The sequence below is a fragment of the Paraburkholderia sp. RL18-101-BIB-B genome (genome assembly GCF_046026985.1).
Taxonomy (GTDB): Bacteria; Pseudomonadota; Gammaproteobacteria; order Burkholderiales; family Burkholderiaceae; genus Paraburkholderia.
Map to the genome: position 1 here is coordinate 146,994 of NZ_JARESV010000014.1, position 21,710 is coordinate 168,703.

Genomic DNA, 21,710 nt, shown 5'->3' on the forward strand with positions numbered 1-21,710 from the left:
TCACCGCACGCGAAGCAGCCCCGCGGCGGCCGAAGCGTGCAGCGCTTCGAGATCGACGGTGATGCGCAGTTCGAGCCGGCGCGCGCCATGCTGACGCGCGCGCAGCAGCGCGTCGTCGAGCAACTCGCGCACCGTGCGTGGGTCGTCGCCGGTGCGCAGGCGCAGCATGGCGTCCAGACGCAGCAGCTCGGGCACGTACCAGAGCTCGCCGGTGCGCTCGCTGCGGCTCACGGCGTCGCGCAAGGTAGCGCCGAGCGACACCGCGAGTTCCGGCTTGCCGTGCAGCGCAATGCGCGGCAACAGCGTGGCGATGAACGCGATGTCGGGCACATAGATGCGCTCGCGCGCGATCCGCTTCAACGCGCCGGCAATCAGGCGCCACGCGGCTTCCTCGTCGCCGCGCCGGGCCTCGAGCCAAAGCTGGAAATCGAGCCCGAGGCGCAGCCAACGCTTGACGCCTGCCGCACGCGCGCGCGTGACCAGCGCCGCGGCGCACGACTCGGTGAGCGCGATGTCGTCGTCGAGCGCGGCGAGCGCGCAGGCAAGACCGAGCGCGATGCAGCACGCGAGCGGTTCGCTCTCGTCGGCGGGGTCGCGGATCGTGACGCGCGGCGGTGTCGTCAGATGCGGTTCGCCGACCAGCCACAGCGCGACGGCATGAATCGCGCGCGCCACGAGATGCAGCGAGAGTCCATAACTGGTGGCCACCGCGTTGGCCTCGCGGCTCAGGTCTTCGTCGATGTCGTCGGCGGTGTCGTCGTTCAGGCCGACCACCGGCGCGAGCAAACGGATCGCGGTGTCGAATTCGCCCGCGTACGCCTTGACGATGCCCTCGATGCGCCGCGCGTTGATGCTCACGGCGGCACTCTGCGCGACCGGCGCGATCTCGCTGAATTCGTTCGCGAGGCGCCGGCATTGTTCGATCTCGCCGGCGTCGAGCGCGCACATCACGAGGCAAAAGAGCGCACGCAGGCGGTAGGGCGTGTCGGCGCAGATATTGGCGAGTTCATAGGTGCGCTGCCAGCTCTCGACGATCTCCGCCGACGCGCCGCGCCTGAGCATCAACGCACGCGCGAGCACGGCGCGCAGCCGCATTTCGTCGCGGATGCGCCGCATCGACACGCTGTCCACCCGCGCCAGCACGGCACGCACCCAGCCGATGTATTCGTCGACGAGCGCGAGCGCCACCCAGATCGGCGCGGTGTTGTCGAGCAGCTCGATGCACAGCTCCACCTTGTCGACGGACACGGCCCATTCGAGCGCGGCGCGCAGCGCGTCGATGTCGTGGCGGCTGTGCGCGGTGGCTACGGCGACGCCCGCGCCGAACCGGCGCGCCATGTCGCGCGCGACGAACTGCGCATGATGCAGTTCGGCCTCGGCGCTTTCGCGATTGCGCTCCAGCGCGTCGAGCGCGAAGCGGCGCACGGCGGGCGGCAAGCGCAGCCGCAAGGCGCCGTCGCAGTCGACGGCATTCACGAGGCCCGCGTCCATCAGCGTATGGAGCTGGCGTTCCAGCAGATGCGGCTCGGGCGGGCCGAAACCGTAGTCGCTGCCGAACGCGCCGAGCATTTCATAGGCGGCGTCGTGCGAGAACGCGGTGGCGAAAATGCCGAGCCGGCGCAGCATGGTGCGAGTGGGCGCTTCGAGCGCCGCGTACGAGAGATCGAGCATCACGTGCACGATCGCCGCGCGCGGCAGCACGATGCGGCGACCGCCGCTGCGATACGTCATGACGGTGTCGAGTTCGCGCGCGAAGGCCACGATCGCCTCTTCCGGCGGCACGCCCGCGCGCACCTGGCCGGCAATGGTCGCGGCCGCCAGTTCGAGCGCGAACGGCACGCCGTCGACGCGCCGGCAGATCAGCGCCGCCGCCGCGAACGTGGCCGGCGCGATGCCGCTCACTTCCGGCAGCGGCGCGTGCAATGCGGCGGCCTTCACGCAGCGCGCGAGGCGGGAGAAAAGCAGCCGCAGCGCGTCGTAGTCGAGTGTGGCGGGCGTGCCGTCGATCTGCTCGGGCGGCACGCGCAACGCGGCCACCGGCACGGTGGTCTCGCCGCCGATGAAGAGCGGCGACTCGCAGGTGGCGATCACATGCAGGCCGCCCGTGTTGGCGACCAGCGTGTCGATCAGGCTGGCCGCCGCTTCGCTCAGATGATCGCAATGATCGACGATCAGCAGCATGCGGCGCTCGCCGATCTGCGCGGCCAGATTGGCGGCGCTGGCCAACTCGCTGGCCGGCTCCAGTCCGACGGCCGCGCCGATCGCGTTGGCCACGCGATCCGGTTGCGCGAGCGAGGCGAGCGCCGCGCAGAAGTCGCCGTCGGGAAAATGCGGCGCGAGGTGGCTTGCGGCTTCGATCGCCAGACGCGTTTTGCCGACGCCCGAGGCGCCCGTCAGCGTGACGATGCGGCGCGTGGGCACCAGCGCGAGCAATTCCGACAATTCCGCATGACGGCCGATGAACGGCGACGGATCGATGATCTGCGAACGCAGCGAGGTGACCGCGCTGGTCGGCATCAGCGCGGGGAACGCGGACACGGCCGGCGCGACCGCCGCGGCGAGATTCGATGCGCCGGCGACGGATGCGACCGCGGCGGACGGACTGTACGGCGCGCTGCTGAAGCGCGCGGTGCGGGTGGAGGCCGAACCGGACGCGCCGAACGCGGCGCTATATGCGGACGCGGCAGTCGCAGCGGACAACGCGCGGGCCGGCGCGCCGAACCGGAACCCGGCCGTGGTCAACGGACTCGCCGCGACCGTCGTGGCGAACGAGGTGGCCAGCGACGCGGCAATGCTGCCGGCGTTCGCCACCGCGAGATCGAGCCCGGTGTCCGGCGTTTCGAGCACGCGGACCTCGCCCGCGAAACGGTAGCCGCGGCCGGCCACGGTGACGATCAGATCGCGGTCGCCGTCGAGCGCGCGGCGAATCGCGGAGATTTGCGCCTGCACCGTGTTCGCGTCGACATTGCTGCCCGGCCAGACGATTTCGCGCAACTCGGCGCTCGACACCACGCGGCCGCGTGCGTCGAGCAGCGCCGCGAGCATCGCGAACGGACGCGCGCCGAGTTCGATGACGGCGCCGTCGGAAATCAGCAGGCCCACGTCGCGCGCGAGCCAGAATCGCGAGAAAGCGATCACCTGACCAGTGAGCCGCGGTAGCGACATGATGAATCTCCGGCGTAGTAGTGTTTCGGTCCACCGGCGAGGAATACTCGCGAGGCATGCATGACGAAATGCCGCGCTGCGGCTATTCGTCAGACCAAAGTATTATCGCCCGAGAAGTGAACAATTGCCTGGACTGCGGACACTTCTTCAATGCAGGGTGCGCCGTCGACGGTTAAAACGCTTGCTTCACGCGTCCGCGAGACTCCATCGCATGGTATTGCGCAACCACGCGACGCCTTCGCTGGCCGGTTCGGGCGGCACCGGTGCGGGACGCGTGAGCGCGTAGAGATAGCTGTCGGCGGCGGCGAGGCCACGGTTCGGACGCGGTTCGTGATTCGTCAGGCGCGCTTCCTGTACGAAGCCGAGCCGCTCCATCGAACTGTGCGCGGCGCCATCCACGGCGCAGCACGCGAATACGCGGTACACGCCGGGCTGCTCGATCAGCCAGTCGATCACTTCCTGCAAAGCCAGCACGCCGGCCCGGCGCCGCCGCGCGCCGCCATGCCGGCTGATGATCACGCCGATCTCCACGCGCGGCAGCGTCGGCTTCAATTCGATCAGCGCGGTCAGGCGGCCGGTCTCCTTGCATTCGAGCGTGTAGCGGATCAGGCTGCCGTCGTCCCAGCCGCGCCGCGCCTCGGCGATGAATTCCTCGGTCTGGCTCACGCCGGTGTGGCGCAGCACAGGCAGGTCGCGCATCGTGTCGGCGTCGCCCAGCATCTGGTCGAACAGGGCGGGAGCGTCGGCGGGGGTCAGGGGGCGTAGCCGCAGATACGGCGTGTCCAGAGTGTCGAGCGGAGTGAAACGCATGAGTCGGATTCCGAGTGAGCGACGAACCCCGGCAGTGTGCCGCCGACGCATGACCGGCGCACGACGCGCCGCGAATCGGCGTAAGGGCGCGCGAAGACCTGGCAGCGGGCCGGGCGGCTGGCCTCGGCCCGCCGCTGAACACGCAAGTGCGGCGGCTACGGTGTCGTGCTGCTGAGCGCTCGCGCTTCGCATCGGTGCACGCGAGTTCGCACGCTGACTGCGGGTTTCGTACGCTGCTTGTAAGGTCGAGCAGGATGCCTGTTCGACGTCCTTGTCTTGTGCTTCGCGTTGGCGGCGCACATTCACACCAGGAGCCCCGCACCATGCCGAATTCCCCATCGATCGGACGTTCGAGCAGTACGCTGCCGCTTTCCGACTCCAACGCTCCGTCGTCGTCGCCGGCGGACGGCGGCAAACCCGCCGGCGGCTTGCCGCACGCCGGTCCACAAGCCGACGACAAACTGGGCGCGCTGGCCGGCAACGGCAGCGGCGCCGCGGCGGGCAAGGGCGCGCGCGCATCGTTCGCGGCGAAGGTGTCGTCGGCGGCCACTTCGGCGACGACGGCTGCGCCGGGCGCTGCTCAGTCGGCCGCTCAATCAGCCGCTGGCGGCGCGCCGGGGCGAGCCGGACGCCTCGGCGCTTTCTCGCAAGGCGCGGCGACACTCGCGAACGGCGCCACCGGTGTCGCGACGGCGGGCGTGAACGTGGTCGGCGGCCTGCTGCAACTGGAACAGGCCGCGGTCATGCAACTCGCCGAATTGCTGAAGCAGGGCGCGCGCAACGTGGAAGAAGCATCGAAGGGATGAGGCGTGCAACGAGGTCCGCCAGGCGCGGACCCTCGAGCGAGCGTGTTGCGGGTGCAGTGCCTGCGTTGCTGGTGAGTGGCGTGGCTAGTTGCCCTTGTGATTGCTCCGGCGTTGCGTGATCGGTCGCGTTCGACGTTGCATCACGCCCGCAGCCAGAAAAACTCTCCCGACGCGATCCCTTCGAACATCTCGTCGTTCGACTCGACGATGTTCTGTCGCCAGTAGCGCCCGTGCTCCGCGTAGTGCGCGAGCAGATCGGCGAGCGCCTCGCCGTTCAGATCGTCCGCGAACGGCAGCCGCAGCACCAGCACGACGCCGCCGGTATCGGTGTCGAGCCCCAGTTGCGCCTGGTCCTGCGCATAGATCAGCAGGTTGGCCTCCAGCATCAGCCGGAACACGACGAGCGTGCGTCCGGCCGTGACCGTGCCGAAATGGAAATTCGCGTACATCGCGTCGAGATCGCGCTCGAAGTAATCGAGCCGCACGTCGAAGCCCTCGACCTCGATCGACCGCGTGCGCAGCACATGGTCCGCGTCGCCGAGACCGACGGTCGCGCAGAGATCCATGATCAGGCTGGTGTAACGCTCGCTGCTCATTCTCGACCCTTGCTTGGCGGTTGCGCGCGGTGCCCGGTTGGCCGGGCGTTCTTTTGTCCGCTTCGTGAGCGGCGGACGCCGCGCCGCGCCTCTCGCGCATGCCGCAAAAAACACGGCCGGACCCCGTGTGCGACGGGGCCGGCCGCGTGCGGACCGCCGCCTGTGGCGAACGGCCCGCGTCTGCAATGCTTAGCCGCCGCGCGAAGCATCCTTGACGTTGCTTGCGCCGCTCTTCGCGATGTTCGCCACCGATGCATACATGCTTTGTTCAACTTGCATCTGGGCGGACATCATCGTCATCTGGTCCATTTCCTGCGTGAGACCAGCCATCATTCCGCCTGCGCTTCCTACGGACATAAGAACCTCCAGTGACTATGGGTAGAGAGTGAGTGGCCTACATCGAGACCTGCCGCCGCGCCGGCCGCTCCTGAGAGCGGGCCGCCGCGGCAAGCGCGTTATCCGCGCGCCGCGCGCGTGCTGCGCCGGGCATGCGGTGAGCCGCTGCGTCGCGCTCAGGCGCGCGCGCCGGCCTGTTTTTCCTGCAGCCGCGCGATCACGCGCGACGCGGCGAGAAAGCCGCGATACAGCTTCGCCAGATTGTTGCGATCGAGGTCGGTGGCGCCCTGCTTGTCGCTGATGCGCTGCGCCGTCGCGTCGAGCGCCTGGCGGATCGCTTCCACTTTGGGCGCGCCGGCCGGATCGGCGAGCGTCTTCTGCAGGTCGTTGAATTCGCTGGCGTGGGCTTCGAGCTGCTCGTACATGTCGATCTCCTGGTTGTGCTGGTTGAAGCGTGGCGGTGTGCCGTTGATGGGTCAGCTAGACGGACCGCGCGGCTGGGCCGGCGGCAGTGTCGCGGGATTGGGCAGCGGCACGACGCTGGCCGCGCTGCGAGTGACGGTGTCGTTGTCCACGATCGAGGCGTTGGCGGTGTTTTGCGTGTTGCTCGCAGCGGTTTTGCTGTTCGCTGCCACGTTCGTGTTCGCGGCGGTTGTGTTACTGGCATGGCCGGCCGCGTTCGCATCCGCAAGCGCCGCGCCGCTTTCGCCATTTGCATTCGCATTCGCAGCCGCATTCACAGCTGCATCGCCGTCCGACGCCGGCGTGTCGATCGCGTAGATGTGTTTGACGCCATCCGGCGTTTGCGCGTAACGGACGTCGTCGGAGGAAATCATTTCGGAGTACGACGCCGCCGCTGGGCCGGCCGCCATGACGTTGGAGTTTTCCGCGGCCTGCACCACGATATTCTTCACGTTCGGATCCAGATCGGCCCGCACGCGCGCGAGCGCCGCATCGAGATCCGCGCGGCTGCTGACCGCGCCGGTCACCGCGAAATTGCCGTCGCCGAGATAGCGCACGTGCGCGCCCGCCACGCCGAGCGAATCCTCGATGCTGCGCGCGTCGTTCTGCGCGACGTCGTAGTTGCGCGAGATGCCGGTCGGCGAAATGCGCGCGAACAGATTGCGCACGGCGTCGTCGTCGGCGGGGCTCGTGACCATGCCGGTCACCACCACCGTGTTGCCGACCGCGTGCGCCTGCAAGCCGGTCACATGGGCCGCGGCCAGCCCTTCGTTGACGCGCTGCGCGCGGTCGTCGGCATTGCGCGGCAGCGCGGCGCGGCTCATCTGCGTCGTGGTCAGCAGCGAACCCGCGACGATCACGATGCCGAGCACGAAGCACGCGACGATCGCGCCCACATAACGGCGGCGCTTCTTGCGTTCGGCGGCGAAGCGCGCTTCGGCGGGGCGCGTCAGCAGCATCGACAGCAGGTCGAGATCGGACGGCCACACGGCATCGTCCGCGCCCACGCACAGAATCATGTCGTCGAACTGCATCGGCACGAAGTCCACCAGCAGCACCACTTCTTCGCCGGCCACCGGCGGCGCGGCCTGCCCGTCCGCGGTGTCGGCCATCTGCACCGCTGCGGCGACGCGCTGTGCGCTGACCACGCCGCTCGCGTCGACGTGCAGCAGCGCATCCGCGCCACGCCAGTCGGTGAGGCGGATGTCGGCATCGTCGTCGGCGCCGACGCGATGCGTGCCCGGCGTGAGCTGCAATTGCGCTCCCGCGTGGACGCCCGTCAGTATCCGCAGCAGTTTCATCGTGCTCGCACAGGGTGGGTGGGAGAAGCGCCGGAGAAGCGCGCGGCTTGCGCGCTCAGGCCGGCTCGATCGACCTTAAATGTAGCCGCGCGATGTGGCGTGTCAGCGAACGGATGCGAAGGCGCCGCATGCGATGCGAAGCCGCGCGGCAAACCGTTTAGCGACGATTGTCTGGAAAGGCGCGGCGTGGTCCAGGCGGGCTTGCGGGGGCGTCGGATGGGGACGGCGGTGTGCCGCCGGCGCCGTGCGGGCTCGCTTCAGCGGCGAGGCGACGGGATGCACCAGACGCACCAGACACGCCCGAAGCCGAAGCCCGCCCAAGCACCCCGCCGCGCAGCCCGCACAACGTATCGATCGAGCGCCCGAGCTGCGCCGCGTTCGACGGCTTATCCGCGTGCAGCCACAGCAACGGAAACAGCAGGTTGAAACGCTGCACTCGCTCGGGCGGCGGCAGACGCGTGACGGCTTGCCCGGACGCACTGCCCGCGCGCTCACGCAGCGCGGCCACGCCCGAACTCGCCCCCGGCTGCGCGGCGGCAAGACTGCCGATGCGCTGCTGCACACTGAGCAGATCGATCGACTGCTCGAGCACGCGCGCATCGAGCGGCATCTGCGGATTGGCGGCCAGTTGCTCGCGCAAGCTCAGCATGTCGTTGCGCCATGCGTCGCGCACCGCCGCCGCGCGCGCGCTTTCCTGGCCCGGCTGCGCGTACTGCGCGGCGACCGCGTCGAGCCGGCCGGACGGCGGCGGTGGCACGGCGCCGCGATCGCCGCGCGCCTTGATCCCGGCCGCCGCGCCCGTGCCGTGCTCGTCGCTGTGATCGCCTTGCGAATGACCGCCGCCGCCCCCGCGTCCGCCGCCGTCGCGGTTGACCTTCTGGCCTTCCGCGTGATGCGCTTCGGCGTCGTCTGGGCCATCGTCGTCGAGGCCCGCGCCGTTGCTGCGCTGTTTCTTGGCGGCGCGTCGTTTGCGCGCCAACTGGTCGGCCATGCGCTTCGCGCGCACCGAACTCACCGAGGGTCCGCGTTGCGCGTCGCCGCCATAGGTGAAATTGGTGGTGCCGCGATACAGCGCCGCGAATTGCGCGCCGTTACGCGCGCCTTGCGCGTTGGCCGATTTCTGCTGCGCCTCGGCCGTGCGCTGCGCGTGGGCCGCCGCTGTGTCGCTGCCCTGATGGGAGATTCGGCTCATGTCGCGCGCCTCGCAAAGTGGCCCGGTTCAACGGCCGACCTGCGCCGCTTCAGAGCGGCACGGCCGCCTGCATCAACTCGTTGGCGAAGTGCAGGATCGCCGCGCACGAGAGCGGCGCGGCGACCACGATCACCACCGTCACCGCGATCAGCTTGACCGCGTGCGACAAGGTCTGATCCTGCATCGACGTGATCGCCTGCAGGAACGACACGCCGAGACCGACCACGGCCGCGACGATCACCGCGGGCAGCGACACGGTCAGGCACAGCAGCATGCCTTCGGTGGTGAAGCGGATTAGCGAATCGATTTCCATCTGGTCTCCCGCGCTATTTGTAGGACATCACGAGGCCGTGAATCAGCGTCGACCAGCCGTCCATCACCACGAACAGCAGCAGCTTGAACGGTATCGCGACGTTGGTCGGCGTGACCTGGTTCAGGCCCATCGCGAGCAGCACGTTTGCGATGATCAGATCGATCACGATGAAGGCGATGTACAGCAGAAAGCCGATCTTGAACGCGTCGGTCATTTCCGTCAGCGTGAAGGCGGGCGCGAGCACGATCAGGTCGTCTTCCTTGATCTGCGCGGCTTCTTCCTTCGGCCACACCACGGAAGCCGAGCGCAGAAAGAAGCGCTTCTCGCGCTCGTTGGTGTGCTTGACGAGAAACGCGCGGAACGGCTCGCGCGCCGCGCCGAACGCCTGTATCAGCGCCTGCGATGGTTGCGAGGCAAGTTGCTGGCCTTCGAGCGTCTTCGCGGCGAGCATGCCGATCGGCGCCATCACGTAGATGGAGACGAGAATCGCGATGCCGTTGAGCACCATGTTCGGCGGCACCTGCTGCACGCCGAGCGCATTGCGCAACAGACCCAGCACGACGACGATCTTCGCGTACGAGGTGACCACCATGGCGACGAAGGGCAGCAGGCTGATCGCGACGACGACCAGCAGCAGCCCGGTGATATCACTGAATTGGACCATGCCTGTGCGCCATGCGAATGATGCGGATACCGAGATGTTCGCCGACCGTCACCAGCTCGCCATAGCCGATGGTCTGTCCATGCGCGACGAGCCGCAACTGGGCATCGGCCACGGGAACGGGCAGTTCGAGCACATAGCCTGGGCCGAGCGCCGACAGTTGGGCGAGCGGTAGGGCCACCGTGTCGATCTCGAACTGCACCGGCAGTTCGAGTTCTCCGATCCGGATCGGATCGGCGGGATCGTCGATGGCGAGCCCGGCGTCGGCGCTCGCCGGGTCCAGCTCTTCTGACATGTTCGGCTCCTTGACGATGACGAGCGCGTGCCCGTCGATTTCCACAGCGGCGCACACGCGGGTGAGCCCAGGGGTGCCCCACGCGGCGACGGCACGCGGCCGAGCGTGAGACGCGGATGAGTCGTCCGATGCGCCGAGCAGCGCCGCATCGAGCGAAGGGAAGGCGGCGCGCAGCAGCACGTCGCCGGGTTCGAGCGCATTCAGCGTGTCGACCGGCAGGCGCTTCACGCCGAGGATCAGGCTGCCCGGCACGTCGAGGTCGGCGCTCGCGTGTGCCGACGAATCGTTCGATGCGAATGCGCCTGGTGTCGGGTTCAGCGCCTGGGTCGCGTCGGTATCGCTGCGCAATAGCCGGTCGAGCAGGTCGTAGCATGCGGGCTCGGCGATAACGGCAGCCTGATAGCGGCGCTCGGCAAGTACGAACGAGAGCGCGACGACCGGTGGCGTAGCGGCGTGGGCTTCGCTCGTGAGCTTGCGCATCGAAGCCGAAGTCGAAGTCGAAGCGATATCGCGCAGGCGCGCCCGGCGCACGGCAACCACACGCGGGTCCTTGAAGCCGGCGCCGACGAGCCGCTCGAACAACGGCGCCAGCACGACGCCCGCGACGGCCTGGCGCAAGGCGACATCGGCGGGTGGTTTGGTGCTCAGCGCGTCGCTATCCGGCCATGCCGCGATCGACAGCGCCGGATAGGCGCGCAGATCGAGCGCCACACGCAGGCCGGTTGTCGTGCCGCCGTCAACCGGGGCGAGCGTGAGTTCGATGACGCCGGGATCGGCGTAGGCGGCATCGAACGTATGGGCATCGGTCAACGCCGCATGCCATTCGGTGATGCCGAGCGTCACACGCAGATGATTGGCGACGCGCGTATCGCAGATCGTGCGCGTAATGCGCGCGTCGCCGTGGGACACGACCGGCATGCGGAACGGCACGATCACTCGCCGATGCGCAAGCTCCGCCGCGCCGCGCGACGGCTCGCTGACCGATGCGCGTTTACGCACCGCGCGCGGGTCGGTCACGGCTTCGTCTTCAGTCGTCGGCTCGTCGAGCGGATAGGTCATGCGCAGGGAATCTGTCACCAGACAGTGAGTTCGATTTCGCGGGCTTCACCCCACGCGCGCAGCAAGGTGTCGAGTTCTCGTTCGAGCAGTGCGCTATGTTCCAAGAGTAATTGCCGCGCCGCCGTATCCGTCGTGTCGAACCGAAGCTGCAGACTGAAACGCGAAAGCGTCAGATACAGCGTGGTGTGCGGCAACAGTTTCTGATCGAGCGGCAGTTGCACTTCCCAATTGCCTGCTTCCGCAATCGACGGATCGCCGCAGAACGCACCGATCTCGCGCGCCAGCGAGCCGAGCAGCTGCACGAAGCGCTGTTGTTGCCGATACACGGCGGACACGACCGGTTGCGCGGCATCGGCGACACGTGCGCCGATCGCGAGGCGTTCGGGCGAAAGCGTGAGTTCGGTATTTGCGCCGGAACCTGAGCCCGTGCTCTCTTCGGCAGCATCGTGACCGGCGTCGCCTTCGTGCGGGAAGAACGGCTGCGGCGCGGCGGGCGCCGATGCGGTCTCTGCGTCTTCACTGGCATCCGCATGACTGCCGCCTTGCGAGCCCGCGTGGGCATCGGCATCCGCGTTGTTGTTCAGCCGATGCAACGCGCGGCGGCGGCCGAGCAACGACGCGTAGTCGAAGCCGCGGCCACGTGAAGCGGAACGCGAAGCGGCGTCTTCCGGTGTGTCGTTATCCGCTTCGCCCGGAATCACACGCACGTGGCGCGAAGCGATATGCGTCATCGCCGCCGCCTCAGATCGACACGCGGCCGAGCGGCCGCAATTCGACGTGCTCGCCGAGTTCCTGATACGAATACACCGCGAGCCAGTTGAGGCGCGCCTCGATCATGCGTCGCACGTAACGGCGAATATCCATCGAGGTCACGAGCGCCACGCCCTCGCGCGGCACCGCGCCGACGAAGGACTGGATCTTGTCGATCAGCAGCGCGGTTTCATCGGGCGGCAAGGCGAGAAAATTGCCGGTCGGCGTTTGCTTGATCGACTGCCGGATATGCTGCTCGACCGGCATGTCGAACAGCACCGCCGACAAGGTCCGCTCGCCGCTTGCGGCCCGATGCGCGAGAAAGCGCGAGAGATCGCCGCGCACGTACTCGGTCAGCATCAGCATGTCTTTCTCTTTCGGTCCCCACGCGATCAGACTTTCCATGATCGTGCGGACATTGCGAATCGAAATCTGTTCTTCGAGCAGACGTCGCAGCACGTCGGCGATACGCTGCGGCGGCAGCACTTTCTGCACTTCGGCGACCAGCCCCGGATAGTCACTCGCGAGCTGGTCGAGGATCCATTGCACTTCCTGAATGCCGAGAAAGAGCGGAGCGTGGCGCCGCATCAACGCGACGCAGGCGTGTGCGATGGCCTGCTCCGCACGCCATACGGGTGTTTTCGGCGGCACCGAGCGTTCTTCCAGCCAACGCGTCGGCGTGCCGCTCGTGTCGATCGGCGGCCCCGGCTCGCATTGCGCGACGAGCACCTCCAGCGCCTCGCTCTCTTCGCTAGTGAGCGTCACCGGTGCCGCCGAATGCGCGAGACGGCTCGCTTCGGGCAACATCACTTTGCCGGCGGGGAGTCCAATGGTGAGTTGCGGAACGTCGTGAACGAGGATCTGGCAAGTGGACGCCGGCAATGCGGCATACGTCCACATCGTGATGCCCGGAAACGGCAGGCCGAGTTCTTCCTGAAGCCGCGCGCGTTCGGTTTCGAACGACTTGTCGAGCGCGGGCATGGTGAGCCGCGCAACGAGGTCCGGCGCGATCCGCACGCCGAGCGGGCAGGTGAACTGCGGCGCACGCGCCAGAATCGCGGGCACGTCGATCTTCGCGCCCGAGCGTTGCATCGCGTGCAGCGACTCGCGTTCATGGCTGCTCTGCTGCGGCTTCTTGGTGTTCAAACGCCACGCGGTAAACGCCAGCGTGCCGGCGAGCAGCAGGAACAGCGCTGCGGGAAAACCGGGCACGGCAGCGAAACCGAGCAGCAGGATGGCCGCGAAGTACAGCGCGCGCGAACTGGAACCGAGCTGGCGGCCGATCTCGTCGCCGAGCGAACCGGGCTTGGCTTGCCGCTCGTCGGCGACGCGCGTGATCATCACGCCGGCTGCCACGGAGAGCAACAGCGATGGAATCTGCGACACCATCGCGTCGCCCACCGAGAGAATCGAAAAACGGTTTGCCGCTTCGCCCGCGCTCATGTTGTGATACGCGACGCCGACCGCAATACCCGCCACGATATTGATCATCGTGATGATCAGCCCGGCAATCGCATCGCCCTTGACGAACTTCATCGCGCCGTCCATGCCGCCATGCAACTGGCTTTCGACGGCGAGCGTCGCGCGCTTGCGGCGGGCTTCCTCGGCGGTCAGCAGATTGGCGCGCAGGTCCGCGTCGATACTCATCTGCTTGCCGGGCAGCGCGTCGAGCGTGAAGCGCGCGCCGACTTCCGCGACGCGTTCCGAACCTTTCGCGATCACGATGAACTGCACGGTCGTGATGATCACGAACACCACCAGCCCGACCACGAGATTGCCGCCCACCACGAGTTCGCCGAAGCTCTCGATAATGTGACCCGCCTCGGCATGCAACAGAATCGACTTGGTCGACGCGATGTTCAGCGACAAGCGGTACAGCGTCGTGAACAGCAGCAGCGACGGAAACGCGGAAAGCGACACCACGTCCGGCACGTACATCGTTACCATCAGCAGCGTCACGCTGATCGTGATGTTCACGCCGAGCAGAATGTCGATCAGCGTCGGCGGCAGCGGCAGGATCATCAGCGAAATGATCGCGACGATCAGCGCGACGATACCGATTTCACCGCCGGCAGGGAGTTTCAGCGTCTTCAGCATGGTGGGTCTCGTCAATGGAGGGCGGGCGGCGGAGTCGTCGTGTGGGGCGAGGTTTCGTCGTCGGGTGCGAGTGCGCCTTCGTTGCGCCGCGCGCCGATCGATTCGACCCAGCGCAGAATGGCCGCGACCGTCTCGAACAGTTCTTCGGGAATCGGCTCGTCGAGACCGACCTTGTACAGCGCGCGCGCCACCGGCGGGTTGCCGATGATCGGCACGCCCGCATCGCGCGCCGCGCGCCGCAGCGCGGCGGCGCTCTCGTCCATGCCTTTGGCGATCACGCGCGGCAGCGGGTGTTCCTCGGGGGCGTAGCGCACCGCGACCGAATAGTGCGTGGGATTCACCACCATCATGTTGGCCATGCCCACTTTCGACTGCGGCGGCGCATTCAGCATTTCGCGCGCGAGCCGCCGCCGTTCACCCTTGATGCGCGGATCGCCTTCCTGATTCTTGTGTTCGCGTTTGACCTCGTCCTTGGACATCTTCATCTTCTTGAGGAACATGAAACTCTGCAGCTTGACGTCGGCGGCGCCGACCAGCACGAACACAGCCGCGGCCACCATGAAGACCTTGAGCAGCAGATCCCAGAACATGCGCACCAGTTCCGGCAGCGGCTGATAGAGCGAACCGACGATCAGCGGAAACAGCCACTTGATGGTCTGCCACATCACGCAGAACACGATCACCGCCTTGACGATCATCTTCGCGCACTCGATCAGCGTGCGAACCGAGAAAATCCGCTTGAGGCCCGCCATCGGGCTGACGGCTTTCGGGTCCGGCGTGACCGGCTTGGTGGCGATCTGCATGCCGACCTGGCCGATCGAGCCGGCAATCGCGGCGAGCGCCGCGATGCATACGCACGGCACGATCGCCGACAGCGCCAGGCCGCCGATCTTGTACAACTGCGTCTGCATATTGGTGAGCGAATGATCGCCGTTGACGAAGCCGGTGGCGATCGTCACCGCCTCGCGCATGGCGTCGCTGAAGTGGCTCGCGCCCGCCATCAGCAGCAGCACCACCGCCGACATCGAGATCGAATCGGTCAAATCGCTGCTGCGGGACACCTGGCCTTCCTTGCGCGCGTCCCGCAGCTTTTTCTGTGTTGGCTCTTCGGTCTTTTCGTCGCTCATGTCGGCTCGGTCGCGATGTGAGGAGGGCAGCGCCTCATAGTCCGCCTGACGATAGCGCCCGCACCCGCCTCGCGTGCCGGGCGAGGCGAAGCGGGCGCGCGCATTACGAAGCGCTTTGATTCGCCGCCGGCACGCAATCCGCACCGGGATCGCGCCGTTGACGCGCGAGCATGGACAGCGCTGTTACGCAAACAGCACGGCTTCGCATCCGTTGCGGCCACTTCGCATTCGACGGCTTGCCGCCGCGCGGCGGTTGCTATGTTTGCGTCATCCTTCCCGACCGGCTGCGAACGGCACGGTCGACCTCAACGCTTCTGTCAGGAGCCCATCGCCATGACCGTCAGCACGCCGGATTACCTGAATTGCAGCCCCGATGTCGTCGGCGGCCTGATCGAAACAGTCTCGACCGCGTTGCTCAGCAACTTCCCGAAGGTGTCGGCCGACCCGTACGACATCGAACTCGTGCTCGACGCGCTGCGCGTGCTGCGACCGCGCGTCGCCGAAATCGATACGCTCGACGGCATCCTGCACATGGTGCGCGGCCACTGGGACGATGCGATTCACGTGCTGCGCCAGGTCGGCGAAAACGCGCCGCGCTTCGGCTACGCCAAGGCGCTGCTCGCGTTTTGTCTGTCCGCGAAAGGCGACCCTGACTGGAAACAGTGCGCCGCCGAAGCCATGGAAAACAATCCGACGCGCGACACTCAATCGCTGGTGCGCGCGCTCGAAGCTCGCGAAGACCTGCTCAACGCGATGAAGGTCAAGCGCGCGGGCGGCCGGTTCGTCACGCCGAAGTCGTGCGAGGCGCTGGCAGAATTCGACGCGGAAACCGCCGAAGGCGCGCAGTCCGCCGAACCCGCGACCGCAGCGGCGCCCGCACCGGCCGCGGCCGCGCCGGTCGACTATGCGCACCAGTCGTTCCTGCGCGCCTGATCACGGAGCCGCCCATGACCGTCAATGCCACCACGACCGCCTTGCAGGCGTCGCTCGAGCAGATGTCGCAAAGCGCGGGCGCCGCGCCGGCCGCGCAAACCACGCCTGAACTGGCGGACAAGTTTCAGTCGCTGATGCAGAAAGGGCAGATGAGCGCGCCCGCCACGCCGCAGCAGGACGGCACGGCGGTTGCCTCGAAACTGGTGGCGGCGCAGGACGCCGAATTGCAGCACACCGTCAACGACGCGCTGCAACTCGCGCAGCAGGCTCCGACCATGTCGATGAACGAGATGAGCGCGGGCACCATCCGCATGACGCTCGAACTCGCCAGCACGCAGCTCGATCTGGAAGCGAAGATGGGCGTGGTGGATTCGTCGAAGTCGGCGATCGAAACGCTGATGAAAAACCAGTAACCCGTCATTCAACTTCGTCACGGACGCCGTCACCATGTTCGACCGATTGCCCGCTGTGCAGCCCGCCGTGCCGCCTGTCGCGCGACCGGCCCGCCGAGCCGCGCCGCTGCTCTGCGTGCTGGCGCTGTGCGTCATGCTCGGCGGCTGCAAGAAGGAGCTATACGGCAATCTCTCCGAGCAGGACGTCAACGAGATGGTGGTCGCGCTGCTGGAACGCGGCGTGGATGCGTCCAAGGACACGTCGGACGCGGGCAAGACATGGTCGCTCGATGTCGACGACGCGCAGATGGTGCGTGCCATGGAAGTGCTGCGCGCGCGCGGTCTGCCGCACAGCAAGTTCGACGACCTCGGCGGCCTGTTCAAGAAGGACGGCCTCGTCTCGACGCCGACCGAGGAGCGCGTGCGCTTCATCTACGGCACCTCGCAGGAGTTGTCGTCGACGCTCTCGAAGATCGACGGCGTGCTGGTCGCGCGCGTGCAGATCGTGCTGCCGAATAACGATCCGCTTGCGCAGACCATCAAGCCGTCGTCGGCGGCGGTGTTCATCAAGTACCGGCGCGACTCCGATATCGGCGCGCTGGTGCCGCAGATCAAGACGCTGGTCATGCACAGCGTCGAAGGGCTCACCTACGATCAGGTCAGCGTGACCGCGGTCGCGGCGGATCCTGTCGAATACTCGCAACTGCCGCAAAGCAACGGCGTCCCGGCGTGGTGGTTCGGCGTGCTGGCCGGGGTGATCGTGCTGGCCGCGACCGGGCTGCTGGTGCTCGCGCGCCGTGGCGTGATCGCCGGACGGCCCAGGAGCGGCGATGCCGCCGGCAACGCGGATGCCGCGGCCGGCGCGAGCGGGCGCTTCGCCGGATTGCTGGCGCGCTTGCGGCGTCTGCGTCCCGCGAACTGATCCGTCGACGCGGCTACGATGAACGCGCCGACCGATCTACCCTTCATGCGCGTGGCCGCGGCGCTCGATGCGTATCGCCGCAATCTCGCGAGCGCGGCCCGCTGGGCCGATCCCTCATGGAGCGCCGCGTTGCTCGGCGCGGATGCCGTGCAACTCGAAAGCTGGCGCATGGCGCTCGAACGCGCGAACAGCGCGGCGGTGGAGAGCTGTTCACACGCGCTCGCCGATGCGGCCGCTGTCAAGCCGCCCGCCTTCGCGTCCCTCACGCATAGCGCGCTCAAACCGACGCCGTCCGGCGCGGCCCAGCCGAACGCCGTGCTGCTCGACGTGCTGCCGGTGCGTCACGCGCTGCAGGTGCTGCGCATGCGCGCCCTGTCGTTCCGCCGTGCCGAAGCGCGGCGTCTGATCGACAAGCGCACCCGTTCGCAGCTTTCCGAGTGGACCGGTGTCGGCGTCGACCGTCTCACCCAGGACGCGCATCTTGCCGATGCCCCCGATATTGCGCGCCTCGCCGCGCGCGCCGCGATGCCGCCGCTGACCGCGCTGGATGCCGGCACCCTCGCCGTCGAAGGCTGCGCGTTGCTGCTGCGCGACCTGGGCCATGTGAACGGTGCGAACTGCGCCGGCGACAGTGCGCGCGTGCCGTTTCCGCTGCTGCGTCTCGCCTTGCCGCGCGTGCTGACGACACCGGCGTGGCTCGCGTCCGTTCCCGATTCGATCGACGCGGCCGGCTCGGCGCGCCTGTTCGCGCGGCTGTCCGATCTGCTACCGGAGTTTGCATGGCTATTTGGTTGAAGCGCGCGCGCTCCGCTTTCGGCGAAAACGACGCGCACGGCTGGTCCGCGCGCGTCGGCGTGGTCAGCGATGTGATTCCGCGCGCGACCTTCGGCGAACTGCTGTCGATCGACGAAGCCTACGCCGCGCTCGCCATCGAACGCGAGGCCCTGCTTGCCGACGCGCGCGACGAAGCGGCGCGCATCGTCGATGCGGGTCATGCTCAGGCCGCGGAGATCGCCGCCCAGGCGCAGCGCGACTACGACACGGCCAGCGAGCAGGGGTATCGCGACGGTTGCGACCGTGCGCTCGCCGACTGGATGGAGCGTCTCGCCGATGTCGCCGACGCGCAGAACCAGTTGCAGATGCGCATGCGCGAGCGGCTCGCGCAGATCGTGGCGTCGGCGGTCGAGCAGATCGTGCGCGTCGAGCGTCACGAGGCGTTGTTCGAGCGGGCGCTCGCCACCGTCGACCGGATCGTGGAAGGCGCGACCTATCTGCGCGTGGCCGTGCATCCCGACGACTACGCCGAAGCCAAAGCCACCTTCGATCGGCTCGCCTCGCGCTGGCGCGATCTCGGCCAGCCGATCCCGCTTTCCGTGATCGCCGACAAGCGGCTCGATCCGGGCAGTTGCGTGTGCGAGTCCGACTTCGGCACGGTGGATGCGAGTCTCGACACGCAATTGCGCGCCATGCGCAGCGCGGTGTCGCGCGCGTTGAAGCGGTCCGTGGAAGAGGCTGATGCCGGCGGCGAGGAACCCGCCACGCCCGCTGCGCCAGACGGCGAGGAAGCCGCATGAGCACGCCGTGGCTGACCCGCACGGTCGATTTCGACCGTCTCACCGACGAGATCGAGCGCGAAATCCTGGCCGTGCCGGGGGTGGCGCGGACCGGCAAAGTGCTGGAAGTGATCGGCACGCTGATCAAGGTGGCCGGGCTCGATCTGTCGCTCGGCGAGCTTTGCGAACTGCGCGCGCCGAACGGCACGCTGCTGCAACACGCCGAGGTGATCGGTTTTACGCGCGACGTCGCGTTGCTCTCGCCGTTCTCGCGCCTCGAAAACATTTCGCGTTCGACGCAGGTGATCGGGCTCGGACGTTCGCTCGCCGTGAAAGTGGGCGACATGTTGCTCGGCCGCGTGATCGACAGCCTGGGCGAACCGGTCGACGGCGGGCCGCCGATTCATTCCGATACCTTGCGGCCGATCTTCGCCGCACCGCCCGACCCGATGAGCCGCCGCATGATCGATGCGCCATTGCCGACCGGCGTGCGCGTGGTCGACGCGATGATGACGCTCGCCGAAGGCCAGCGTATGGGCATTTTCGCACCGGCCGGCGTTGGCAAGAGCACCTTGCTCGGCATGTTCGCGCGTGGCGCGTCGTGCGACGTCAACGTGATCGCGCTGATCGGCGAACGCGGCCGCGAAGTGCGCGAATTCGTCGAGCTGATTCTCGGACCTGAAGGCATGGCGCGCTCGGTGGTGGTGTGCGCGACTTCGGATCGTTCGTCGATGGAGCGCGCCAAGGCAGCCTACGTCGCCACGGCAATCGCCGAATACTTTCGCGACCGTGGCCAGCGCGTGCTGCTGATGATGGACTCGCTCACGCGATTTGCGCGCGCCGGCCGCGAGATTGGCCTCGCCGCCGGCGAGCCGCCGGCGCGGCGCGGCTTTCCTCCGTCCATCTTCGCCGAATTGCCGCGCCTGCTCGAACGCGCGGGCATGGGCGAAACGGGTTCGATCACCGCGCTCTATACCGTGCTCGCCGAAGACGACAGCGGCAGCGATCCGATCGCGGAAGAAGTGCGCGGGATTCTCGACGGCCACATGATCCTGTCGCGCGAAATCGCGGCGAAGAACCAGTATCCGGCGATCGACGTGCTCGGCAGTCTGTCGCGCGTGATGCCGCAAGTCGTGCCGGACGGCTACGTGCAGGCAGCCGCACGGATTCGCGAATTGATGGCGAAGCATCGCGAAGTCGAGATGTTGCTGCAGATCGGTGAGTATCAGCCCGGCACCAACGCGCTCGCCGACGAGGCGATCGCCAAGGCCGACGCGATCAAGGCGTTCCTTTCGCAGCGCACCGGCGACTATGCCGCGCCGAACGACACCGAGGCGCAACTCTACGACCTGAGCGGGCTCGGCTGATGAGCGCGGGATCGAAAGGCCTGCAGCAACGGCGCATCGTCGCACTTGAGCGATCCTGCACGCGGCGGCGCCGTCTCGACGAGAGCTTGCGCGTCACGCTCACGGCGCAGCGCGGCGCGCATGCGCCGCTCGAAGCCGCACGCGATGCGAAGGCGGCACAAGTCGCGCACGAAGCGGGCGTGCTGCAGTTCTACCAGCATCGCGTGGACGGCATGATGACGGGCACCGAAGCCTTCTCGCTCGACGACCTGAACAACTGCCGGTTGTATATCGGCGTGGTGAACGACCGGCTGCGCGTGTTCGAAACAGAACTCGCGCATGCCGAAGCCGCGGTGCAAGCAAACCTCGCCGCGATCGCGCAGACCCAGCGCGAGATCGCGTTGAATCAAGGCCGCATCGATCTATGCGGCGAACGGATTCGCGACATCCGGCGGGTTCAGGAGAATGCCGCCAGCGACGCGAGTGACGAAGAGGCCGAGGAAACCGCGCTGGCGCGACGCTTCCAGGCACGCGGGGCGCACGCATGAACGACATCGCATCGGCGTTGCCGCAACTCGGCTCGCTGCTGGTCGGCTATATCACGTTGATCGGCGTGTGTTCGCTGCGCCTGTTCATCGTGATGTTCATTTTTCCGCCGACCGCCGACGGTCTCCTGCAAGGCGTGGTGCGCAATGCCATCGTGCTGCTGTTCAGTTCGTATGTGGCCTACGGCCAGCCTGTCGCGTTCATGCAATCGCTGCACGGCGTGCTGCTGCTCGAAGTCGGCTTGCGCGAGGCGTTGATCGGACTCGCCATCGGCTTCGCGGCATCGATCGTGTTCTGGGTCGCGGAAAGCGCGGGCACGTATATCGACGATCTGACCGGCTACAACAACGTGCAGATCACCAACCCCATGCGCCAGGAACAGTCGACGCCGACCGCCACCTTGCTCAGCCAGATTGCGTCTGTTGCATTCTGGGCGCTCGGCGGCATGACGTTTCTGCTCGGCACGCTGTACGAGTCGTATCACTGGTGGCCGATTATCTCGGCGGGGCCGAACGTGTCGAACATTCTCGAATCGTTCGTGCTGACGCAAACGGATTCGCTGATGCAATCGGTCGCCAAACTCGCGGCGCCGATGATGTTCATTCTGCTGCTGATCGACTTCGCCTTTGGCTTCGCCGCGAAGTCCGCTTCGAAACTCGATCTGATGACGCTCAGTCAGCCGGTCAAAGGCGCAGTCACGGTATTGATGCTCGCGTTGTTCGTCGGCATCTTCGTGGATCAGGTGCGAGACCAGGTGACGTTGCGCGGTCTCGCCGCCGAGTTTCGCGTGCTCTCCGATACGACCAAGACGCCGGCCGCGAAGGATGCGCCCAATGCATCCGCGCCCGTAGCGAAGCCTTGAGGTTATGTTGAGAATGCATGCGCAACGTACCGCATTGCAACGGCCTCGCGGCAAAACTCAAACCTTCTCAAATGCGCCGCGAATATCAGATTAATTGAAACTTCGCTTGATGCGAATCGTTACATTGACTCCACCGAACGCAACGCGCGTGCCGCGTGCGACGCGTTCCTGCACTCAGAGGAGTCG

At 67.2% G+C, this 21,710-nt stretch carries 22 protein-coding genes; 9 read left to right on the forward strand and 13 right to left on the reverse strand.

The features are described 5' to 3' along the window. Entirely contained in the window at positions 1-3,165 is a 3,165-nt protein-coding gene (locus tag P0D73_RS21345) for an ATP-binding protein (protein ID WP_408177795.1), read from the reverse strand. A 186-nt stretch (positions 3,166-3,351) separates the two neighbouring features. Next, complete coding sequence (locus tag P0D73_RS21350; protein WP_408177796.1) at positions 3,352-3,975, reverse strand: GNAT family N-acetyltransferase; 624 nt, start codon at positions 3,973-3,975, stop codon at positions 3,352-3,354. A 323-nt stretch (positions 3,976-4,298) separates the two neighbouring features. Here P0D73_RS21350 and P0D73_RS21355 point away from each other — a divergent pair, with 323 nt between their 5' ends. Then, on the forward strand, positions 4,299-4,781 hold the full coding sequence (locus tag P0D73_RS21355; protein ID WP_408177797.1) for a hypothetical protein: 483 nt from the start codon (positions 4,299-4,301) through the stop codon (positions 4,779-4,781). Between the two features lie 140 nt (positions 4,782-4,921). Here the strand turns inward: P0D73_RS21355 and P0D73_RS21360 are convergent, their stop codons facing one another. The 11 genes from P0D73_RS21360 to sctU form a co-directional block, all read right to left on the reverse strand. Continuing rightward, complete coding sequence (locus P0D73_RS21360; RefSeq protein WP_132381789.1) at positions 4,922-5,377, reverse strand: CesT family type III secretion system chaperone; 456 nt, start codon at positions 5,375-5,377, stop codon at positions 4,922-4,924. Positions 5,378-5,566: 189 nt separating this feature from the next. Then, positions 5,567-5,734 (reverse strand): hypothetical protein, encoded by a 168-nt coding sequence (locus P0D73_RS21365; RefSeq protein ID WP_162831287.1) that lies wholly within the window; start codon positions 5,732-5,734, stop codon positions 5,567-5,569. A 155-nt stretch (positions 5,735-5,889) separates the two neighbouring features. Then, on the reverse strand, positions 5,890-6,138 hold the full coding sequence (locus P0D73_RS21370) for a type III secretion protein (protein WP_408177798.1): 249 nt from the start codon (positions 6,136-6,138) through the stop codon (positions 5,890-5,892). A 51-nt stretch (positions 6,139-6,189) separates the two neighbouring features. After that, on the reverse strand, positions 6,190-7,476 hold the full coding sequence (locus tag P0D73_RS21375; protein ID WP_408177799.1) for a type III secretion protein: 1,287 nt from the start codon (positions 7,474-7,476) through the stop codon (positions 6,190-6,192). Between the two features lie 157 nt (positions 7,477-7,633). Next, a complete protein-coding gene (locus P0D73_RS21380; RefSeq protein ID WP_408432759.1) occupies positions 7,634-8,668 on the reverse strand; it encodes a hypothetical protein in 1,035 nt (344 codons plus the stop codon). 49 nt (positions 8,669-8,717) lie between these two features. Beyond that, the gene (gene sctS / locus P0D73_RS21385) at positions 8,718-8,981 is read right to left on the reverse strand and encodes a type III secretion system export apparatus subunit SctS (RefSeq protein ID WP_132381797.1); all 264 of its coding nucleotides are present in this window, start codon (positions 8,979-8,981) and stop codon (positions 8,718-8,720) included. Between the two features lie 13 nt (positions 8,982-8,994). Continuing rightward, entirely contained in the window at positions 8,995-9,645 is a 651-nt protein-coding gene (sctR, locus tag P0D73_RS21390) for a type III secretion system export apparatus subunit SctR (protein WP_132381799.1), read from the reverse strand. Continuing rightward, positions 9,629-11,014 (reverse strand): type III secretion system cytoplasmic ring protein SctQ, encoded by a 1,386-nt coding sequence (gene sctQ / locus P0D73_RS21395; protein WP_408177801.1) that lies wholly within the window; start codon positions 11,012-11,014, stop codon positions 9,629-9,631. The genes sctR and sctQ overlap by 17 nt, the downstream gene beginning before the upstream one ends. After that, positions 11,011-11,727 carry a type III secretion system protein SctP gene (gene sctP, locus P0D73_RS21400; RefSeq protein ID WP_408177802.1) on the reverse strand — a complete coding sequence of 239 codons (717 nt, stop codon included), beginning with the start codon at positions 11,725-11,727 and terminating at the stop codon, positions 11,011-11,013. Before sctP ends, sctQ begins: the two co-directional genes overlap by 4 nt. A 10-nt stretch (positions 11,728-11,737) precedes the next feature. After that, the gene (gene sctV, locus P0D73_RS21405) at positions 11,738-13,843 is read right to left on the reverse strand and encodes a type III secretion system export apparatus subunit SctV (RefSeq protein WP_408177803.1); all 2,106 of its coding nucleotides are present in this window, start codon (positions 13,841-13,843) and stop codon (positions 11,738-11,740) included. 11 nt (positions 13,844-13,854) lie between these two features. Next, the gene (sctU, locus tag P0D73_RS21410; RefSeq protein WP_408177804.1) at positions 13,855-14,970 is read right to left on the reverse strand and encodes a type III secretion system export apparatus subunit SctU; all 1,116 of its coding nucleotides are present in this window, start codon (positions 14,968-14,970) and stop codon (positions 13,855-13,857) included. A 333-nt stretch (positions 14,971-15,303) separates the two neighbouring features. On the opposite strand from sctU, the gene P0D73_RS21415 reads away from it, so the two are divergent. Genes P0D73_RS21415 through sctT form a run of 8 tightly spaced genes read left to right on the forward strand, consistent with a single transcriptional unit; the run spans position 15,304 to position 21,524 of the window. Next, positions 15,304-15,903 carry an HrpB1 family type III secretion system apparatus protein gene (locus P0D73_RS21415; RefSeq protein WP_408177805.1) on the forward strand — a complete coding sequence of 200 codons (600 nt, stop codon included), beginning with the start codon at positions 15,304-15,306 and terminating at the stop codon, positions 15,901-15,903. A 14-nt stretch (positions 15,904-15,917) separates the two neighbouring features. Further along, positions 15,918-16,316, forward strand: a complete 399-nt coding sequence (locus P0D73_RS21420) for a type III secretion protein HrpB2 (RefSeq protein WP_132381809.1) — start codon at positions 15,918-15,920, stop codon at positions 16,314-16,316. A 34-nt stretch (positions 16,317-16,350) separates the two neighbouring features. After that, positions 16,351-17,217, forward strand: coding sequence for a type III secretion system inner membrane ring lipoprotein SctJ (sctJ, locus tag P0D73_RS21425; RefSeq protein WP_408177806.1), 867 nt, complete (start codon positions 16,351-16,353; stop codon positions 17,215-17,217). A gap of 18 nt (positions 17,218-17,235) precedes the next feature. Next, positions 17,236-18,012 (forward strand): type III secretion protein HrpB4, encoded by a 777-nt coding sequence (locus tag P0D73_RS21430; protein WP_408177807.1) that lies wholly within the window; start codon positions 17,236-17,238, stop codon positions 18,010-18,012. After that, positions 17,997-18,791: a type III secretion system stator protein SctL gene (sctL, locus tag P0D73_RS21435; protein WP_408177808.1), complete on the forward strand. Its 795-nt coding sequence runs from the start codon at positions 17,997-17,999 to the stop codon at positions 18,789-18,791. The genes P0D73_RS21430 and sctL overlap by 16 nt, the downstream gene beginning before the upstream one ends. Next, on the forward strand, positions 18,788-20,137 hold the full coding sequence (gene sctN / locus P0D73_RS21440; RefSeq protein WP_408177809.1) for a type III secretion system ATPase SctN: 1,350 nt from the start codon (positions 18,788-18,790) through the stop codon (positions 20,135-20,137). Before sctL ends, sctN begins: the two co-directional genes overlap by 4 nt. Further along, on the forward strand, positions 20,137-20,664 hold the full coding sequence (locus tag P0D73_RS21445) for a type III secretion protein HrpB7 (RefSeq protein WP_408177810.1): 528 nt from the start codon (positions 20,137-20,139) through the stop codon (positions 20,662-20,664). The genes sctN and P0D73_RS21445 overlap by 1 nt, the downstream gene beginning before the upstream one ends. Next, positions 20,661-21,524 (forward strand): type III secretion system export apparatus subunit SctT, encoded by an 864-nt coding sequence (sctT, locus tag P0D73_RS21450; RefSeq protein ID WP_408177811.1) that lies wholly within the window; start codon positions 20,661-20,663, stop codon positions 21,522-21,524. The genes P0D73_RS21445 and sctT overlap by 4 nt, the downstream gene beginning before the upstream one ends. Positions 21,525-21,710 lie beyond the last annotated feature (186 nt).

Excerpts from the sequence above, each read along its gene's own strand:
- P0D73_RS21345 (WP_408177795.1), bottom strand. The coding sequence starts at position 3,165 with ATGTCGCTACCGCGGCTCACTGGTCAGGTGATCGCTTTCTCGCGATTC.
- P0D73_RS21350 (WP_408177796.1), bottom strand. The coding sequence starts at position 3,975 with ATGCGTTTCACTCCGCTCGACACTCTGGACACGCCGTATCTGCGGCTA.
- P0D73_RS21355 (WP_408177797.1), top strand. The coding sequence starts at position 4,299 with ATGCCGAATTCCCCATCGATCGGACGTTCGAGCAGTACGCTGCCGCTT.
- P0D73_RS21360 (WP_132381789.1), bottom strand. The coding sequence starts at position 5,377 with ATGAGCAGCGAGCGTTACACCAGCCTGATCATGGATCTCTGCGCGACC.
- P0D73_RS21365 (WP_162831287.1), bottom strand. The coding sequence starts at position 5,734 with ATGTCCGTAGGAAGCGCAGGCGGAATGATGGCTGGTCTCACGCAGGAA.
- P0D73_RS21370 (WP_408177798.1), bottom strand. The coding sequence starts at position 6,138 with ATGTACGAGCAGCTCGAAGCCCACGCCAGCGAATTCAACGACCTGCAG.
- P0D73_RS21375 (WP_408177799.1), bottom strand. The coding sequence starts at position 7,476 with ATGAAACTGCTGCGGATACTGACGGGCGTCCACGCGGGAGCGCAATTG.
- P0D73_RS21380 (WP_408432759.1), bottom strand. The coding sequence starts at position 8,668 with ATGAGCCGAATCTCCCATCAGGGCAGCGACACAGCGGCGGCCCACGCG.
- sctS (WP_132381797.1), bottom strand. The coding sequence starts at position 8,981 with ATGGAAATCGATTCGCTAATCCGCTTCACCACCGAAGGCATGCTGCTG.
- sctR (WP_132381799.1), bottom strand. The coding sequence starts at position 9,645 with ATGGTCCAATTCAGTGATATCACCGGGCTGCTGCTGGTCGTCGTCGCG.
- sctP (WP_408177802.1), bottom strand. The coding sequence starts at position 11,727 with ATGACGCATATCGCTTCGCGCCACGTGCGTGTGATTCCGGGCGAAGCG.
- sctV (WP_408177803.1), bottom strand. The coding sequence starts at position 13,843 with ATGCTGAAGACGCTGAAACTCCCTGCCGGCGGTGAAATCGGTATCGTC.
- sctU (WP_408177804.1), bottom strand. The coding sequence starts at position 14,970 with ATGAGCGACGAAAAGACCGAAGAGCCAACACAGAAAAAGCTGCGGGAC.
- P0D73_RS21415 (WP_408177805.1), top strand. The coding sequence starts at position 15,304 with ATGACCGTCAGCACGCCGGATTACCTGAATTGCAGCCCCGATGTCGTC.
- P0D73_RS21420 (WP_132381809.1), top strand. The coding sequence starts at position 15,918 with ATGACCGTCAATGCCACCACGACCGCCTTGCAGGCGTCGCTCGAGCAG.
- sctJ (WP_408177806.1), top strand. The coding sequence starts at position 16,351 with ATGTTCGACCGATTGCCCGCTGTGCAGCCCGCCGTGCCGCCTGTCGCG.
- P0D73_RS21430 (WP_408177807.1), top strand. The coding sequence starts at position 17,236 with ATGAACGCGCCGACCGATCTACCCTTCATGCGCGTGGCCGCGGCGCTC.
- sctL (WP_408177808.1), top strand. The coding sequence starts at position 17,997 with ATGGCTATTTGGTTGAAGCGCGCGCGCTCCGCTTTCGGCGAAAACGAC.
- sctN (WP_408177809.1), top strand. The coding sequence starts at position 18,788 with ATGAGCACGCCGTGGCTGACCCGCACGGTCGATTTCGACCGTCTCACC.
- P0D73_RS21445 (WP_408177810.1), top strand. The coding sequence starts at position 20,137 with ATGAGCGCGGGATCGAAAGGCCTGCAGCAACGGCGCATCGTCGCACTT.
- sctT (WP_408177811.1), top strand. The coding sequence starts at position 20,661 with ATGAACGACATCGCATCGGCGTTGCCGCAACTCGGCTCGCTGCTGGTC.